Origin of the sequence: Paraburkholderia caffeinilytica (assembly GCF_003368325.1) — a bacterium.
GTDB classification, from domain to species: domain Bacteria; phylum Pseudomonadota; class Gammaproteobacteria; order Burkholderiales; family Burkholderiaceae; genus Paraburkholderia; species Paraburkholderia caffeinilytica.
Window position 1 is genome coordinate 2,395,683 of the sequence record NZ_CP031467.1, and the last position, 13,568, is coordinate 2,409,250.

Sequence of the window (13,568 nt, forward strand, 5' to 3'; positions counted from 1 at the left end):
AATGTCAGTAACGTTTTGCGCCAGACCGCGATGCCGGCGGCGATGCGGTGACGGCGTACACGATCACTGCTTTATCAGGCCGATAAATGACAAAACTAATCAGATCGCTATACCCGCAATAACCCACGATATTTTTGTCCATAAAAATGGTCCGCAAAGATGGTCCCGCCCAGATTGGCTCGATGATCGAACGGACAAAAACAATCATTCGCGCGAGCTCCCCCTTTCGCACAGCCTTACCTTTTTGACAAAGACAGGAGAATCCATGAAAACAAGCATCAGCCGTGCGCTGAAGACCACCCTCAAGGCAACCGCGTGTGCCGCCCTGCTGGCCAGTGCATCGTCTGCTTTTGCGCAATCGAGCGTGCAACTCTACGGTCAGGTCGACGAATGGGTCGGCGCGCAGAAATTCCCGGCCGGCAAGACGGCCGTGCAGGTGTCCGGCGGCGGCATGTCGACGTCGTACTGGGGCTTGAAGGGGGCTGAGGATCTGGGTAACGGCTACAAGGCAATCTTTACGCTGGAAGGCTTCTTCCGCGCGCAGAACGGCCAGTACGGCCGCTTCACGGGCGACACGATGTTCTCGCGCAACGCGTACGTCGGTATCGAATCGCCGTACGGCACGGTGACCGCAGGCCGTCTGACCACGCCGCTGTTCGTGTCGACGATTCTGTTCAACCCGTTCATCGACTCGTACGTGTTCTCGCCGATGGTGGCCCACGTGTACCTCGGGCTCGGCACGTTCCCGACGTACTCGACGGATCAGGGCGTGACCGGCGATTCGGGCTGGAACAACGCGGTGTCGTACTCGTCGCCGAACTTCAACGGCCTGTCCGCGACGGCGATGTACGCGCTCGGCAACACGGCGGGTCAGAACAGCGCGAAGAAGTGGAGCGGCCAGGTGCTGTACTTCCACGGCCCGTTCGCAGCGACGGCGGTGTACCAGTACGTGAACTTCAACAGCGCGCCGGGCGACCTCGGCAGCTTCGATACGTCGGGCGTCCCGGGCCTGAAGAGCCAGAGCGTGGCGCAAGCCGGCGTGTCGTACGACCTGAAGTTCGTGAAGTTCTTTGGCCAGTACATGTACACGTATAACCAGCAGACCGTTTCGAGCTGGCACGTGAATACGGCCCAAGGCGGCGTGTCGGTGCCGGCCGGCCCGGGCACGGTGATGGCGTCGTACGCCTATTCGCGCGACGGCGGCGGCTTCGACCAGACACGTCAGACGGCAGCGGTCGGCTATGACTATCCGCTGTCCAAGCGCACGGATATCTACGCGGCTTATATGTACGACAAGATCAGCAGCCAGTCGAGCGGCAACACGTACGGCGTCGGCCTGCGCGCAAAGTTCTAAGCCTGCGGGAGCAAGGCGTGCGGCGCTTGCGAGCAGGTGCCGCGTGACGCCAACCCTGCCGAACCGGGCAACACCTGCAAAGCCCACCTTCTCCGGAAGGTGGGCTTTGCCGCTTCTGGCGTCCGCACTTCCACGCCTGCTCCCGATTTGCTGACCAGTCTTTGATAAACCCGGCAAAATGGCGTCGATTGATTCCTGAAGCGAGCGATTGAGATGGATACCCTCGTCAGCATGAAAGTGTTCCGGCATGTGGTCGAAGTCGGCAGCTTTGTCGGCGCGGCTGAACGGATGGAGATGTCGGCGGCGATGGCGAGCAAGCACGTGATGCACCTCGAACAGCAGCTCGGTGCGCGTCTGCTGAACCGCACCACGCGCCGAGTCGCGCCGACCGAGGCGGGCCGCGAATACTACGAGCGCTTGAGCCAGGTGCTCAGCGAACTCGAAGAAGCCGAGCAGGTGGTCGGCGCGGCGAGCGTCGTGCCGCAAGGGCGCTTGAGGGTGTCGTCGCTGTCGGCATTCGGCTTGAGCCACGTGATGTCCGCAGTGGCCGACTACGCCGCGCAGTATCCGCAGGTCACCGTCGACATAACCCTGTCCGACCGTGTGGTCGAACTGATCGACGAAGGTTTCGACGTCGCGATCCGGGCTTCGCCGAGCGGGCTGAAGTCGTCTTCGCTGATCGCGCGGCAGATTGCGACCGCCCATCTGGTGCTGTGCGCGTCGCCGGCCTATCTGCGCCGGCACGGCACGCCGAAGACCGTCGCCGATCTGGCGCGCCATAACTATCTGCAATACGCGGGCGTGTCCGCGCTCGACATCGCGCCCGCGACCGGCGATGGCTCGCCGCGCGTGCGTCTGTCCGGCAATCTGATCGTCAATCACCTGGAGGCGCAGCGCGTGATCGTGCTGCAAGGCGCGGGCATCGCGATGCTCGGCACCGAGGTGATCGGCGACGATCTGGCCAAGGGGCGTCTTGTGCCGTTGCTGGTGGACGACGTGCCGCCGCGCGAGTTGCCGATCCATGTGGTCTACGCGAGCCGCCGGCATCTGTCGGCCAAGGTGCGTTCGTTTGTCGACTTCCTGGCCGAGCGGTTCGCCAACGAATCGCTGTGGCCTTCGCTGGAGCAGATCAAGGCGCTCGCGGTGCGGTAGGCGGGTGCGGTAGGTGGGCTGAGAAGCTCAGCCCGGCAGGCTGGACTGCCGACGCCGCGAGCGGTACGACCGGCCCGGTCACCAGAACGCGGCAGGCGGTGCAGTTCGGCCGCAGCCGGGCCGCCAGTGCGCGGAGCCGCCCGGCCTGGGCGCTCGGTCGAGCGCCTACCCGTTTGGCTATACTGGTGCCAGCACCCATACGCGTAACGATCTGGGGGAGACATGACCGATCTGTCCACGCCGCAGCGCGCCGGTGGCCACAAGCTGCCCGCGGGCCGGCGACTGCGTTTCGTCACCGCTGCCGCTCTGTTCGACGGCCACGATGCGTCGATCAACATCATGCGGCGCATCCTGCAAGCGAGCGGCGTCGAGGTGGTCCACCTCGGCCACAACCGCTCCGTCGATGAAGTCGCTACCGCCGCGCTGCACGAAGACGCCGACGGCGTCGCCGTGTCCAGCTATCAGGGCGGCCATAACGAATACTTCCGCTACCTCGTGGACCTGCTGCGTGCGCGCGGCGGCGAACGCATCAAGGTGTTCGGCGGCGGCGGAGGCGTGATCGTGCCTGACGAGATTGCCGAGCTCGAGCGTTATGGTGTTGAGAAGATCTATTCGCCGCATGACGGCCAGCGGCTCGGCCTGCAAGGCATGATCGACGACATGATTGCGCGCTGCGCCGACGTGGTGCGCGCAGCTGCCGCCGTGCGGGAGAGTCCGGTTGGCGAATGGGTGGCGGATTTGTCGAACACCGCCGAACAACCAGACCCTGCAGCCGTCACCTTCCGTCGACTTGCGCAACTGATCAGCGCGTACGAAGCGGGCCGCGTCAAATCGGCCGAGCAGGAAATACTATCGGTCCTCGCCGGCGCGACCGAGGTCCCCGTCCTTGGCATCACGGGCACCGGCGGGGCCGGCAAATCCTCGCTCACCGATGAACTGATCCGCCGCTTTCGCCTCGACTATGGCGATGCCCTCACCATCGCCGTGCTGGCGATCGACCCGTCGCGCCGCAAATCCGGCGGCGCGCTGCTAGGCGACCGCATCCGCATGAACGCAATCGGCGATTGGGGCGGCGGCGCGCGCGTCTACATGCGCTCGATGGCGACGCGCAACGCATCGAGTGAAATCACCGAGTCGCTATCGGACGTACTCACGCTGTGCAAGGCGGCGGGCTTCGATCTGATCATCGTCGAAACATCCGGGATCGGGCAGGGCAATGCGGCGATCGTGCCGTTCGTCGACGAATCGCTTTACGTGATGACGCCCGAATTCGGCGCGGCGAGCCAGTTGGAAAAGATCGACATGCTCGACTTCGCCAGCTTCGTCGCGATTAATAAGTTCGACCGTAAAGGCGCACCGGACGCGTTGCGCGACGTCGCCAAGCAGGTGCAGCGCAACCGTGGCGATTTCGCGAATGCGCCCGACGCGATGCCGGTGTTCGGCACGATCGCCTCGCGCTTTAACGACGACGGCGTGACCGCGTTGTATCAGCACGTCGCCAAGGCGTTACGCACGCACGGCCTGCGTTCAGGCGGCGGGCGTTTGCCCGTGCTCGACGACCTGCGCTTTTCGAGCGGCCGCAATGCCATCGTGCCGCCGGCACGCGTTCGCTATCTGGCGGATGTCGCGCAGACTGTTCACGCGTACCGCGAGCGCGCCGACGCGCAAGCGCGGGTGGCGCGTGAGCGCTGGCAACTGATGGAAGCGCGCCGCATGCTCGACGAAGCCGATGCGGGCACAGGCACAGAGGCGGCCTCCGACCCCGCATCCGCCTCTTCCACGGGCTCAAGCTCAGGCGCCGCGGCAAGCTCCGCGAACACGCACCACAGTCAACTCGACGCGCTCATCGCCCAACGCTCCGCGGCCCTCGGCGAACGCGAACGCAAACTCCTCGACGCCTGGCCGAAAACCGTGACCGCGTATTCCGGCGACGAACACATCGTCCGCGTCCGCGACCGCGAAATACGCACCGCGCTCACCGTCACGACACTATCCGGATCCAGGGTCAGCAAAGTCGCGCTGCCGAAATTTGTCGACCACGGTGAGATCCTGCGCTGGCTGATGCTCGACAATCTCCCCGGCTACTTTCCGTTCACCGCCGGCGTGTTTCCGTTCCGCCGCGAAAACGAAGACCCGACACGGATGTTCGCCGGCGAAGGCGACCCGTTCCGCACCAACCGCCGTTTCAAATTGCTCTCCGAAGGCATGCCGGCCAAACGTCTCTCGACGGCCTTCGATTCGGTCACGCTGTACGGCGAAGAGCCGCATGAGCGGCCAGACATCTACGGCAAGGTGGGTAACTCGGGCGTTTCCATCGCCACGCTCGACGACATGAAAACGCTCTACGACGGCTTCGATCTGTGCGCGCCCGAGACGTCGGTGTCGATGACGATCAACGGGCCGGCGCCGACGATCCTCGCCATGTTCTTCAACGTCGCGATCGATCAGCAGGTCGCACGTCTAAACGAACGGCTCCGGCAGGAAGGACGCAAGCCCACCGCAGAGGAGCTCGCCGCCGCTCGCCGCACGGCGCTGGAAAACGTGCGCGGCACCGTACAGGCCGACATCCTGAAGGAAGATCAAGGTCAGAACACCTGTATCTTTTCGACCGAGTTCAGTCTGAAAGTCATGGGCGATATTCAGGCGTACTTCGTCGATCACCGCGTGCGCAATTTCTATTCGGTGTCGATCTCCGGCTATCACATCGCCGAGGCGGGCGCGAATCCGATCTCGCAACTGGCTTATACGCTCGCGAACGGCTTCACCTATGTCGAGGCGTATCTCGCGCGCGGCATGTCGATCGACGACTTCGCGCCGAATCTGTCATTCTTCTTTTCGAACGGCATGGACCCGGAGTACACGGTGCTTGGCCGCGTCGCGCGACGCATCTGGGCCATTGCAATGCGCGAACGCTACGGTGCGAACGAACGCAGCCAGAAGCTCAAATATCACGTGCAAACCTCGGGCCGCAGCCTGCACGCGCAGGAAATCGACTTCAACGATATCCGCACCACGCTGCAAGCGCTGATCGCGATCTACGACAACTGCAATTCACTGCACACCAATGCATTCGACGAAGCGATCACCACCCCCACCGAGGATTCGGTACGCCGTGCGGTGGCGATCCAGTTGATCATCAATCGCGAATGGGGTCTGGCGAAGAATCAGAATCCGAATCAGGGCAGCTTCGTGATCGAGGAACTGACCGATCTGGTGGAAGAAGCGGTGCTGGCGGAATTCGATCGCCTCACCGAGCGGGGCGGCGTGCTCGGCGCAATGGAAACCGGCTATCAGCGCGGGCGCATTCAGGACGAGTCGATGCTGTACGAGCATCGCAAGCACGACGGCTCGTATCCGATCGTCGGCGTGAACACGTTTTTGAGCGCACATCCGCACGAAGCGCCGCAGCCGATCGCGCTGGCCCGTTCCACCGACGAAGAAAAACAGAGCCAGCTTAAGCGTCTGCGCGAGTTTCAGGCGCGGCACCGTGACGATGCACCGGCGGCGCTTGAACGCCTGAAGCGCGCAGTGATCGACGACGACAATGTGTTCGCGGTGCTGATGGATGTCGTGCGTGTCTGCTCGCTTGGGCAAATCACGCACGCGTTGTTTGAAGTGGGCGGGCAGTACCGCCGCAATATGTGAGGCTTGGGGTTGATGCCAGTATGTCAGACCGGGGTGTGAGGCCGGCTTAAGCGGCCTCGTATCGAGCCCGAGTGTGAGTGCCGGACATGCTGCGGCTCCAGAATCGAGCCGCAGCAAAACGCCTCAACAAGGCGCTTAGCGCGCAATCCCCAGCCGCGCTTTTGCGTCGTCATATTCCTTCGTCAGACGCCGAACCAGCTCGCCAACACTCGGCACGTCGTCCATCAGGCCGACACCCTGGCCTGCGCCCCAGATGTCCTTCCACGCTTTCGCCTTGTCGCTGCCGAAGTTCATCGCGGTCTTGTCCGATTCCGGCAGCGCGTCCGGGTCCAGCCCCGCGTTCACGATGCTTTCGCGGATGTAGTTGCCGTGCACGCCGGTGAACAGGTTCGTGTAGATGATGTCCGACGCCGTGGAGTTGACGATCGCCTGCTTGTAGCTGTCGACCGCGTGCGCTTCCTTGGTCGCGATGAAACGCGTGCCCATGTAGGCGAGGTCCGCGCCCATGGCCTGCGCGGCAAGGATCGAGCCGCCGTTGGCGATCGAGCCGGACAGCACGATCGGGCCGTCGAACATGCGCCGCACTTCGCCGACCAGCGCGAACGGCGAGGTCGTGCCCGCATGGCCGCCGGCACCCGACGCCACCAGGATCAGCCCATCGACGCCCGCTTCCAGCGCCTTCTGCGCATGCCGCAGGTTGATCACGTCGTGCAGCACGATGCCGCCGTAGCTATGCACCGCGTCGACGATCTCGCGCGCCGGCGCGCGCAGGCTGGTGATGAAAATCGGCACCTTGTGTTCGACGCACACACGCACGTCGTGCTCGAGCCGCGTATTCGACTGATGGACGATCTGGTTGACGGCGATCGGCCCGATGACCGCGTCGGGGTGAGCCGCCTTGTGTTCGGCGAGCTGCGCCTGAATCTGCGTGAGCCATTCGTCGAGCAGTTCGGCCGGACGAGCATTCAGCGCGGGGAACGAGCCGACGATGCCAGCCTTACATTGAGCCAACACGAGTTCGGGATAACTGACGATGAACATCGGCGAGGCGACGACGGGCAGCGCGAGTTTTTGCAGGACGGCGGGCAATGCCATGGTGCGAGTCTCCTGATGAACGGACCGGTGCGACGTGGGGCGCCCGGCGATAATGAGTTTAGCGGCACATGGCCTGTGGTGCGTCGAGACTGGCCCGCAGCCGGGCTGCCGCCGCGATCTCACCGTGCATCGGCCAAGGTCGCCCGAAAATTTAAGAACGATCGTTCGATTATAGGCGAAGCCGGCGCATCGTGCAGTTGGAAGGAGTGTTCAGGTTCTATGCCTGCGTGGGCTACCCCACCTCGCATCGACACATTGCGCTCCTACAATGGTTTGACTCCCAAACGACAAGAGACCCGCTATGGCCTTCGAGGATTTCACGCCCTTTCGTGTCGCCGTGGGCGACGTCGATATTTTCGGAGTGAAGGGCGGGGCAGGGCCGCCTCTTCTGTTGCTGCACGGTCACCCGCAGTCGCATCTGATCTGGCAGCGGTGCGCTGCGCAACTGGCGGAGCACTTCACCGTCATCGCCACCGACCTGCGCGGCTACGGCGCCTCGGGCAAACCGCCAAGCGACGCCGACCACACGCCGTATTCCAAACGCGCGATGGCGGCCGATCAGGTCGCCGTGATGCGCCACTTCGGCTTCGAACGATTCCTCGTGTGCGCACACGATCGCGGCGCTCGCGTCGCGCACCGGATGGCGCTCGATTATCCCGACGCCGTCGAGCGCTTGATGCTGCTCGATATCGCGCCGACGCTCGCGATGTACGAAGCCACCGACCGCGCCTTCGCGACGTATTACTTCCACTGGTTCTTCCTGATCCAGCCCGAGCCGCTGCCGGAGACGCTGATCGGCGCGAACCCGGCCGCGTATGTCGATGCGGTCATGGGCAGTCGTCACGCGGGCCTCGCGCCGTTCGCGCCCGACGCGCTTGACGCTTATCGCAGCGCGCTGGCGCAACCCGGCGCCGTGCATGCGATGTGCGAGGACTACCGGGCCTCGGCGAGCATCGACCTCGAACACGACCGGGCCGACATCGAGCGCGGCCACAAGATCGGTTGTCCGCTGCGAGTGCTGTGGGGCGACAAGGGGGTGATCGAGAAGTGCTTCGACGCGCTGGCCGAATGGCGTCACGTCGCGCGGGACGTGAGCGGGCGTTCGTTGCCGTGCGGGCATTACATTCCTGAGGAGGCGTCGGACGAACTGGTCGCGGAAATGCTGTCGTTCTTCGAGGCGGTCGAGCAGTAAGTGGCGTCGTTCAGACGCAATGCGGCCGCCGGCTCGCTTGCACGCGACGCGGCGGCCGTTTCGTTGACCCACGATGCGGCTGCCGTTTCGCTCACGCGCGAGGCGCCGCGACCGCGTGTTCCCCTCAGCCGAGCGGCGGCAAGCGGCGCGCGACCGGCGTCGACTTGACGATGGCCGTGCTGGTCTCCGCGCGCTCGGTGACCTTCGACAGAATCTCGTCGAGCTGCTCGATCGAATGCAGGTAGAGGCGGCAGATGAAGCAGTCGTCGCCCGTCACCTTGTCGCATTCGACAAATTCCGGAATCCGCCGGATCACGTCTTCCACCAGATGCAACTGCCCGGGCAAGGGCTTCACGCGCACGATGGCCTGCAGCGTGAAGCCGAGCGCGCGCGGATCGATCTGCACGGTGAAGCGCTCGATCACGCCTTGCGCTTCGAGCCTGCGGACGCGTTCGGCCGTGCTTGGCGCCGAGAGGCCAACCCGGCGCGCCAGCTCGCTGACCGGCTGGCGGGCGTCCGCCGCCAGCGCGGCGAGCAGCGCGCGATCGGTTTCATCGAGTGTCGCGGGCGCAGCGGCAGCAAGGCGTTTGGTCATGATGGCCTTCGATTATTAGGTTCCTTCGCAGGAAGACTTAAGTTTAGCCATGTATTCGCGCGATCGGATTAATTACACTGCTTCTCACGCAGGATTCAATTCGAGGATCGAATCATGGCGTCAAATGAAATTCGCCGCGGCGCGGCGGAAATGACCATGGCCATGCTGATGTCCGGCACCATCGGCTGGCTGGTGGTGTCGTCGCAGCAAAGCCCGTTCAATGTGGTGTTCTTTCGCTGCATTTTCGGCGGCGCGACGCTGGCGCTCGTGTGCGCCGTGCTCGGCCTGTTCAGGCGCAAGCTCTTTTCGTGGAAGATGCTCGGTCTCGCACTGCTGGGCGGCGCGGCCATCGTCATCAACTGGGTGTTGCTGTTCGCGGCTTATTCGCGCGCCTCGATCTCGATGGCGACCGCCGTCTACAACACGCAGCCGTTCATGCTGGTCGCGCTCGGCGCGCTGGTGTTTCGCGAGCGCATCAGCGCGTCGACGGTGGTCTGGCTGGTGGTCGCGTTTATCGGCCTCGTGTTCGTGGTGAAGGTCGAACCGGCGGTGTTGGCGGTGCCGGGCCAGTATCTGATCGGTGTCGCCTATGCCGTGGGTGCGGCGGCGATGTATGCGGTCTCGTCGATCATCACGAAACGCCTGAAGGGCACGCCGCCGCATCTGATCGCGCTGATCCAGGTGTCGCTCGGCGTCGTGATGCTCGCACCGCTCGTGCGCTTCGATGCGTTGCCGGCCAGCGGCATGCAATGGCTCGAATTGATCGTGCTCGGTATCGTCAATACGGGGCTCATGTATGTGCTGCTCTACGGCGCGATCCAGAAGCTGCCGACCTCGATGACCGGCGCCTTGTCGTTCATCTATCCGGTGGTGGCGATCATCGTCGACCGGGTTGCGTTCGGGCAGACGCTCGCGTGGATTCAGGTGCTCGGTGCCGTGCTGATCCTGCTCGCAGCCGCCGGTGTGAATCTGGGCTGGCGGATCGTGCCGCAGAAACGCCTGTCTTCGACATGATGGAATGATCAAGGCGCGGCGCATCGACCAGAAATAGTACGGATTCCGGAGCAATCGGGGTGCTGCATTGTTCATATCGGCAGATCAATGACATCCAGAGCATACGACTACGAGCCTTCGTAATGTCGTCTGTATGCGGGTTTAAAAGACGGTGTCAAGCTTCTGTAGGGAAATTACCGATGCGGTCAAAAAACCGGCACGCGTATCATTCATATCGACGCTGATCACGTCCGACAGAATTTCCGCCGCTCGCCTTGATGGTCGAGCGGCTTTCTTTTTGTGGCGGCGGTTTTTGGTGTTCCGCTTATCGCACATCGCTTATCGCCCGGCCGCCAGCCCCGTGCGCGTCAAGCCTGGCGGGCGACGATGCGCTCGCCATCGATTTCCAACGGCCCGTTTTTCGCCGCCAGCTCCTCGACGATCGTATGCACCAATGTGGACCATTCGCGACGCGGCTTGAGCATGGCGGCGGCGGCGCGCATCACGGCTGCATCGTCGAGCATCCGCTGCAAGGTGTCGAAGCGCATCGCGCGGACTTCGAGCAGCTTGAACACGATCAGCACCTTCAACGCATTCCTTGCATTACGCGCCGGATCGGCCCGCAGCCACGCGACGCGTGAAAATGCGCGTTCCAGCGCCTGCTCGACATTCGTGAAGGGTTGTCCATGGCCGGGAATCACGAGCCGCACGTCGAGCTTCGCAATGGCTTCGAGCACAGCCTGTTCTTCGGCGAAACCGCTTTCGCCTTCCAGCTCGGGAAAGATCACGCCAAAGCCGTTTTCCCACAGCGCGTCGGCGCTGATCAGGATGCGTTCGTCCGTGCAATACAACATCAACGAATGCGGATCGTGGCCCGGTGCGCCGAGCACGTGCCAGTCGAGCGCGCCGAGCCGCAGTTGCGCGCCGGGTGCGATCGTCTCGGTGAAGGTGAAGCGCTCGCAGGTCTGGCCGGTCGCACGAAACGTCAGACGGGTTTCATCCCAATCGCGCACCGCGTCGGCTTCGGAGGCGGGAATCGCGGTACGGCACGGCCATGTCGACTGCAACAGTGCGTTGCCGCCGCAGTGATCCGAATGCAGATGCGTGTTGACGATCAGATCGAGCGGCCGCGCGCCGAGCGCTTGCCGCACGAGCGCGACGGTTTGCGGCGCGTGCGTCGCGTAGCCGGTATCGACGAGTGCGGCGCATGTGTCGTCGGCCAGCAGCACGTTGTTCGACGAAAGCCAGCCGCGTTCGAAAACCCGGATCGATGCCGGCAGCTTGATCATGGTGCGCCTATGTCCGGGTTGGTGTCCGCGTTCGAATTCGCCGATGCTTCCGGTTTCGGCATCACAAGGATGGTCGATGTGCCGATCAACATGGTGTCGCCGCGTTGATTCACCACGGTCCCTTCCAGATGCGCCAGATCGCCGTTCAGACTCGGCTTCCAGTGCGCGTCGCGCACACGCCACGTGATCGTCAGCGTGTCGTTCGCGTGGACGGCCTTCTTCAGCTTGATATCGAACTCGAGGCCGAGCGGCTGCGCGTAGGTCGAAAAATAGGTCGCCAGTAGCGCCATGAAATGCGCGGTGGGTTGCGTGCCGGATGCGATCAGGCCGCCGAAGCGGCTTTGCGCGGCGTACGCGTCGTCGTGATGCAACGGGTTGAGGTCGTTCACGAGCGTGGCGAACGATTTCACCGATTCCGCCGATAGCTCGAGCGTCGCGCTGAACGTCTCGCCGATCGTCACGATGCGCGGCGCAGCGTTCATCGCCGCACCTTGGCCTGCTTTGCCATGAACTCCGCGTGACGTTCCTCGATCGCGTCCCAGACGGCGCGCTTCGCGTCGTCGTCGAACAATGACCAACTGGCGATTTCGTCGATCGTGCGCAGGCAGCCTTCGCACCAACCGGTCGACGCGTCCATCCTGCACACGCTGATGCAGGGTGACGGCACGGCAGGCTCGTCGTCTTCGTTATCGATGCCCGGTGTCATCGCTTCACGCCGTCTCGCGCAGCGCCACGTCGGTCGCCGGCGCGCCCGTCAACGCAATCAACTCCTGCGCCGTCAGGTTGAACACCGCATGCGGATGGCCCGCGGCAGCCCACAGGCTGTCGAGTTCCAGCAGATCGGCGTCGATCAGCGTGACGGGTTCGGTGGCGTGGCCAATCGGACAGACGCCGCCGATCGCATAACCCGTTTTCTCGCGCACGAACTTAGCGTCCGCGCGGCCGATCTCGCCGACGTGCGCCGCGACCTTCTTTTCGTCGACGCGGTTCGCGCCGCTCGCGACCACCAGTACCGGCGCGTCGTCTTCGCGGCGGCGAAACAGGATCGACTTGGCGATCTGCGCAACGGAGCAACCGAGGCCGGCTGCGGCTTCGGCGGAAGTTTTGCCGGTTTCCGGCAGCATCACGATTCGTCCCGCGTGGCCGCGTTCGCGCAACAACAGGGCGACGCGGCGTGCGGAGTCAGGCAATGCGGCGAGATCGTCGGAATCGAGGGAAGCGTGATCCGTCATCGTTTCAGGTCCTGAATGATTTTGCTGAATGTGTGGCGAAATGAAGGGCCAAAAAAGCGGCGAGCGTCAAACGCAGTTGGCCTGTTCGCTGCGGGCTTTGGCGAGCAACGCCTTGCCGGCGCGCGAGACGTTGGGCCGGCCGATCGCGGTGGAAATGAAATCGCCGATCGCAACGACTTGCGCGAGGTCGATGCCGGTGTCGATGCCGAGGCCGTTCATCAGATACAGCACGTCTTCGGTCGCAACGTTGCCGGTGGCGCCCTTCGCATACGGGCAGCCGCCGAGTCCCGCCACCGACGCGTGATAAATCTCGATGCCTTCCTGCAACGCCGCGTAGATATTCGCGAGCGCCTGACCATAGGTGTCGTGGAAATGACCCGACAGACGTTCGCGCGGAAACACCTGGGTGACCGCCTCGAACACTTCGCGCGTACGCTTCGGCGTGCCGACGCCGATCGTATCCGCGATATCGATCTCGTCGCAGCCGAGCGCCGCGAAACGTTCAACCACATCGACCACCGACGCGACCGGCACTTCGCCTTGATACGGACAACCGAGCGCGCATGACACGCTGCCGCGAATCCGCAGGCCGTGCTCCTTCGCCGCTTGCGCGACTGGCGCGAATCGATCGATGCTTTCCGCGATGCTGCAATTGATGTTCTTCTGCGAGAACGCCTCGCTGGCGGCGCCGAAGATCACGATCTCGTCCGCGCGCGCGGCGAGTGCGCCTTCGAAACCGCGCAGATTCGGCGTCAGCACGGAGTAGATCGTACCGGCGCGGCGTTCGATGCCGGCCATCACGTCGGCGCCGTCGGCCATCTGCGGCACCCATTTCGGCGATACGAACGACGCGGCTTCGACGTTGCGAAAGCCCGCCGCCGACAGGCGGTTGATCAACTCGACCTTGATCTCGGTGGGGACGAATTCTTTCTCGTTCTGCAGTCCGTCACGCGGACCGACTTCGACGATTTTGACGCGTTGGGGCAAGTCCATGATGTGTCTCCGATCCCATGCAATGAGC

The 13,568-nt window shown here is 63.6% G+C and carries 13 protein-coding genes; 5 read left to right on the forward strand and 8 right to left on the reverse strand.

Translation table 11 applies throughout. From position 1 onward, the window contains the following. Positions 1-4: 4 nt before the first annotated feature. Positions 5-208 (reverse strand): hypothetical protein, encoded by a 204-nt coding sequence (locus tag DSC91_RS37670; RefSeq protein ID WP_162831474.1) that lies wholly within the window; start codon positions 206-208, stop codon positions 5-7. 57 nt (positions 209-265) lie between these two features. Between DSC91_RS37670 and DSC91_RS26985 the strand changes: the two genes are divergently transcribed. The 3 genes from DSC91_RS26985 to icmF all read left to right on the forward strand — a co-directional run bounded on the left by DSC91_RS26985 (position 266) and on the right by icmF (position 6,151). Next, positions 266-1,354 (forward strand): porin, encoded by a 1,089-nt coding sequence (locus DSC91_RS26985; RefSeq protein ID WP_115781649.1) that lies wholly within the window; start codon positions 266-268, stop codon positions 1,352-1,354. A 213-nt stretch (positions 1,355-1,567) separates the two neighbouring features. Then, positions 1,568-2,506: a LysR family transcriptional regulator gene (locus DSC91_RS26990; protein WP_115781650.1), complete on the forward strand. Its 939-nt coding sequence runs from the start codon at positions 1,568-1,570 to the stop codon at positions 2,504-2,506. 222 nt (positions 2,507-2,728) lie between these two features. Then, a complete protein-coding gene (gene icmF, locus DSC91_RS26995; RefSeq protein ID WP_115781651.1) occupies positions 2,729-6,151 on the forward strand; it encodes a fused isobutyryl-CoA mutase/GTPase IcmF in 3,423 nt (1,140 codons plus the stop codon). 135 nt (positions 6,152-6,286) lie between these two features. On the opposite strand, the gene DSC91_RS27000 is transcribed toward icmF, so the two are convergent. Further along, positions 6,287-7,246, reverse strand: coding sequence for an NAD(P)H-dependent flavin oxidoreductase (locus tag DSC91_RS27000; RefSeq protein WP_115781652.1), 960 nt, complete (start codon positions 7,244-7,246; stop codon positions 6,287-6,289). Between the two features lie 301 nt (positions 7,247-7,547). Here DSC91_RS27000 and DSC91_RS27005 point away from each other — a divergent pair, with 301 nt between their 5' ends. After that, on the forward strand, positions 7,548-8,438 hold the full coding sequence (locus tag DSC91_RS27005; protein WP_115781653.1) for an alpha/beta fold hydrolase: 891 nt from the start codon (positions 7,548-7,550) through the stop codon (positions 8,436-8,438). Positions 8,439-8,562: 124 nt separating this feature from the next. On the opposite strand, the gene DSC91_RS27010 is transcribed toward DSC91_RS27005, so the two are convergent. After that, a complete protein-coding gene (locus tag DSC91_RS27010) occupies positions 8,563-9,033 on the reverse strand; it encodes an Lrp/AsnC family transcriptional regulator (protein WP_115781654.1) in 471 nt (156 codons plus the stop codon). 114 nt (positions 9,034-9,147) lie between these two features. On the opposite strand from DSC91_RS27010, the gene DSC91_RS27015 reads away from it, so the two are divergent. Beyond that, complete coding sequence (locus tag DSC91_RS27015; protein ID WP_115781655.1) at positions 9,148-10,047, forward strand: DMT family transporter; 900 nt, start codon at positions 9,148-9,150, stop codon at positions 10,045-10,047. Between the two features lie 347 nt (positions 10,048-10,394). Here the strand turns inward: DSC91_RS27015 and DSC91_RS27020 are convergent, their stop codons facing one another. The 5 genes from DSC91_RS27020 to DSC91_RS27040 all read right to left on the reverse strand — a co-directional run bounded on the left by DSC91_RS27020 (position 10,395) and on the right by DSC91_RS27040 (position 13,540). Then, positions 10,395-11,315: an MBL fold metallo-hydrolase gene (locus DSC91_RS27020; RefSeq protein ID WP_115781656.1), complete on the reverse strand. Its 921-nt coding sequence runs from the start codon at positions 11,313-11,315 to the stop codon at positions 10,395-10,397. Next, a complete protein-coding gene (locus DSC91_RS27025) occupies positions 11,312-11,797 on the reverse strand; it encodes a MaoC family dehydratase (protein ID WP_115781657.1) in 486 nt (161 codons plus the stop codon). The genes DSC91_RS27020 and DSC91_RS27025 overlap by 4 nt, the downstream gene beginning before the upstream one ends. Beyond that, positions 11,794-12,021, reverse strand: a complete 228-nt coding sequence (locus DSC91_RS27030; protein ID WP_115781658.1) for a DUF1289 domain-containing protein — start codon at positions 12,019-12,021, stop codon at positions 11,794-11,796. Before DSC91_RS27030 ends, DSC91_RS27025 begins: the two co-directional genes overlap by 4 nt. A gap of 4 nt (positions 12,022-12,025) precedes the next feature. Further along, entirely contained in the window at positions 12,026-12,547 is a 522-nt protein-coding gene (locus DSC91_RS27035; protein ID WP_115781659.1) for a YbaK/EbsC family protein, read from the reverse strand. 66 nt (positions 12,548-12,613) lie between these two features. After that, a complete protein-coding gene (locus DSC91_RS27040; protein WP_115781660.1) occupies positions 12,614-13,540 on the reverse strand; it encodes a hydroxymethylglutaryl-CoA lyase in 927 nt (308 codons plus the stop codon). Between the last annotated feature and the right edge of the window lie 28 nt (positions 13,541-13,568).

What these genes read in the sequence shown, in the direction of transcription:
- DSC91_RS37670 (WP_162831474.1), bottom strand. Translation starts at nt 208, where the DNA reads ATGATTGTTTTTGTCCGTTCGATCATCGAGCCAATCTGGGCGGGACCA.
- DSC91_RS26985 (WP_115781649.1), top strand. Translation starts at nt 266, where the DNA reads ATGAAAACAAGCATCAGCCGTGCGCTGAAGACCACCCTCAAGGCAACC.
- DSC91_RS26990 (WP_115781650.1), top strand. Translation starts at nt 1,568, where the DNA reads ATGGATACCCTCGTCAGCATGAAAGTGTTCCGGCATGTGGTCGAAGTC.
- icmF (WP_115781651.1), top strand. Translation starts at nt 2,729, where the DNA reads ATGACCGATCTGTCCACGCCGCAGCGCGCCGGTGGCCACAAGCTGCCC.
- DSC91_RS27000 (WP_115781652.1), bottom strand. Translation starts at nt 7,246, where the DNA reads ATGGCATTGCCCGCCGTCCTGCAAAAACTCGCGCTGCCCGTCGTCGCC.
- DSC91_RS27005 (WP_115781653.1), top strand. Translation starts at nt 7,548, where the DNA reads ATGGCCTTCGAGGATTTCACGCCCTTTCGTGTCGCCGTGGGCGACGTC.
- DSC91_RS27010 (WP_115781654.1), bottom strand. Translation starts at nt 9,033, where the DNA reads ATGACCAAACGCCTTGCTGCCGCTGCGCCCGCGACACTCGATGAAACC.
- DSC91_RS27015 (WP_115781655.1), top strand. Translation starts at nt 9,148, where the DNA reads ATGGCGTCAAATGAAATTCGCCGCGGCGCGGCGGAAATGACCATGGCC.
- DSC91_RS27020 (WP_115781656.1), bottom strand. Translation starts at nt 11,315, where the DNA reads ATGATCAAGCTGCCGGCATCGATCCGGGTTTTCGAACGCGGCTGGCTT.
- DSC91_RS27025 (WP_115781657.1), bottom strand. Translation starts at nt 11,797, where the DNA reads ATGAACGCTGCGCCGCGCATCGTGACGATCGGCGAGACGTTCAGCGCG.
- DSC91_RS27030 (WP_115781658.1), bottom strand. Translation starts at nt 12,021, where the DNA reads ATGACACCGGGCATCGATAACGAAGACGACGAGCCTGCCGTGCCGTCA.
- DSC91_RS27035 (WP_115781659.1), bottom strand. Translation starts at nt 12,547, where the DNA reads ATGACGGATCACGCTTCCCTCGATTCCGACGATCTCGCCGCATTGCCT.
- DSC91_RS27040 (WP_115781660.1), bottom strand. Translation starts at nt 13,540, where the DNA reads ATGGACTTGCCCCAACGCGTCAAAATCGTCGAAGTCGGTCCGCGTGAC.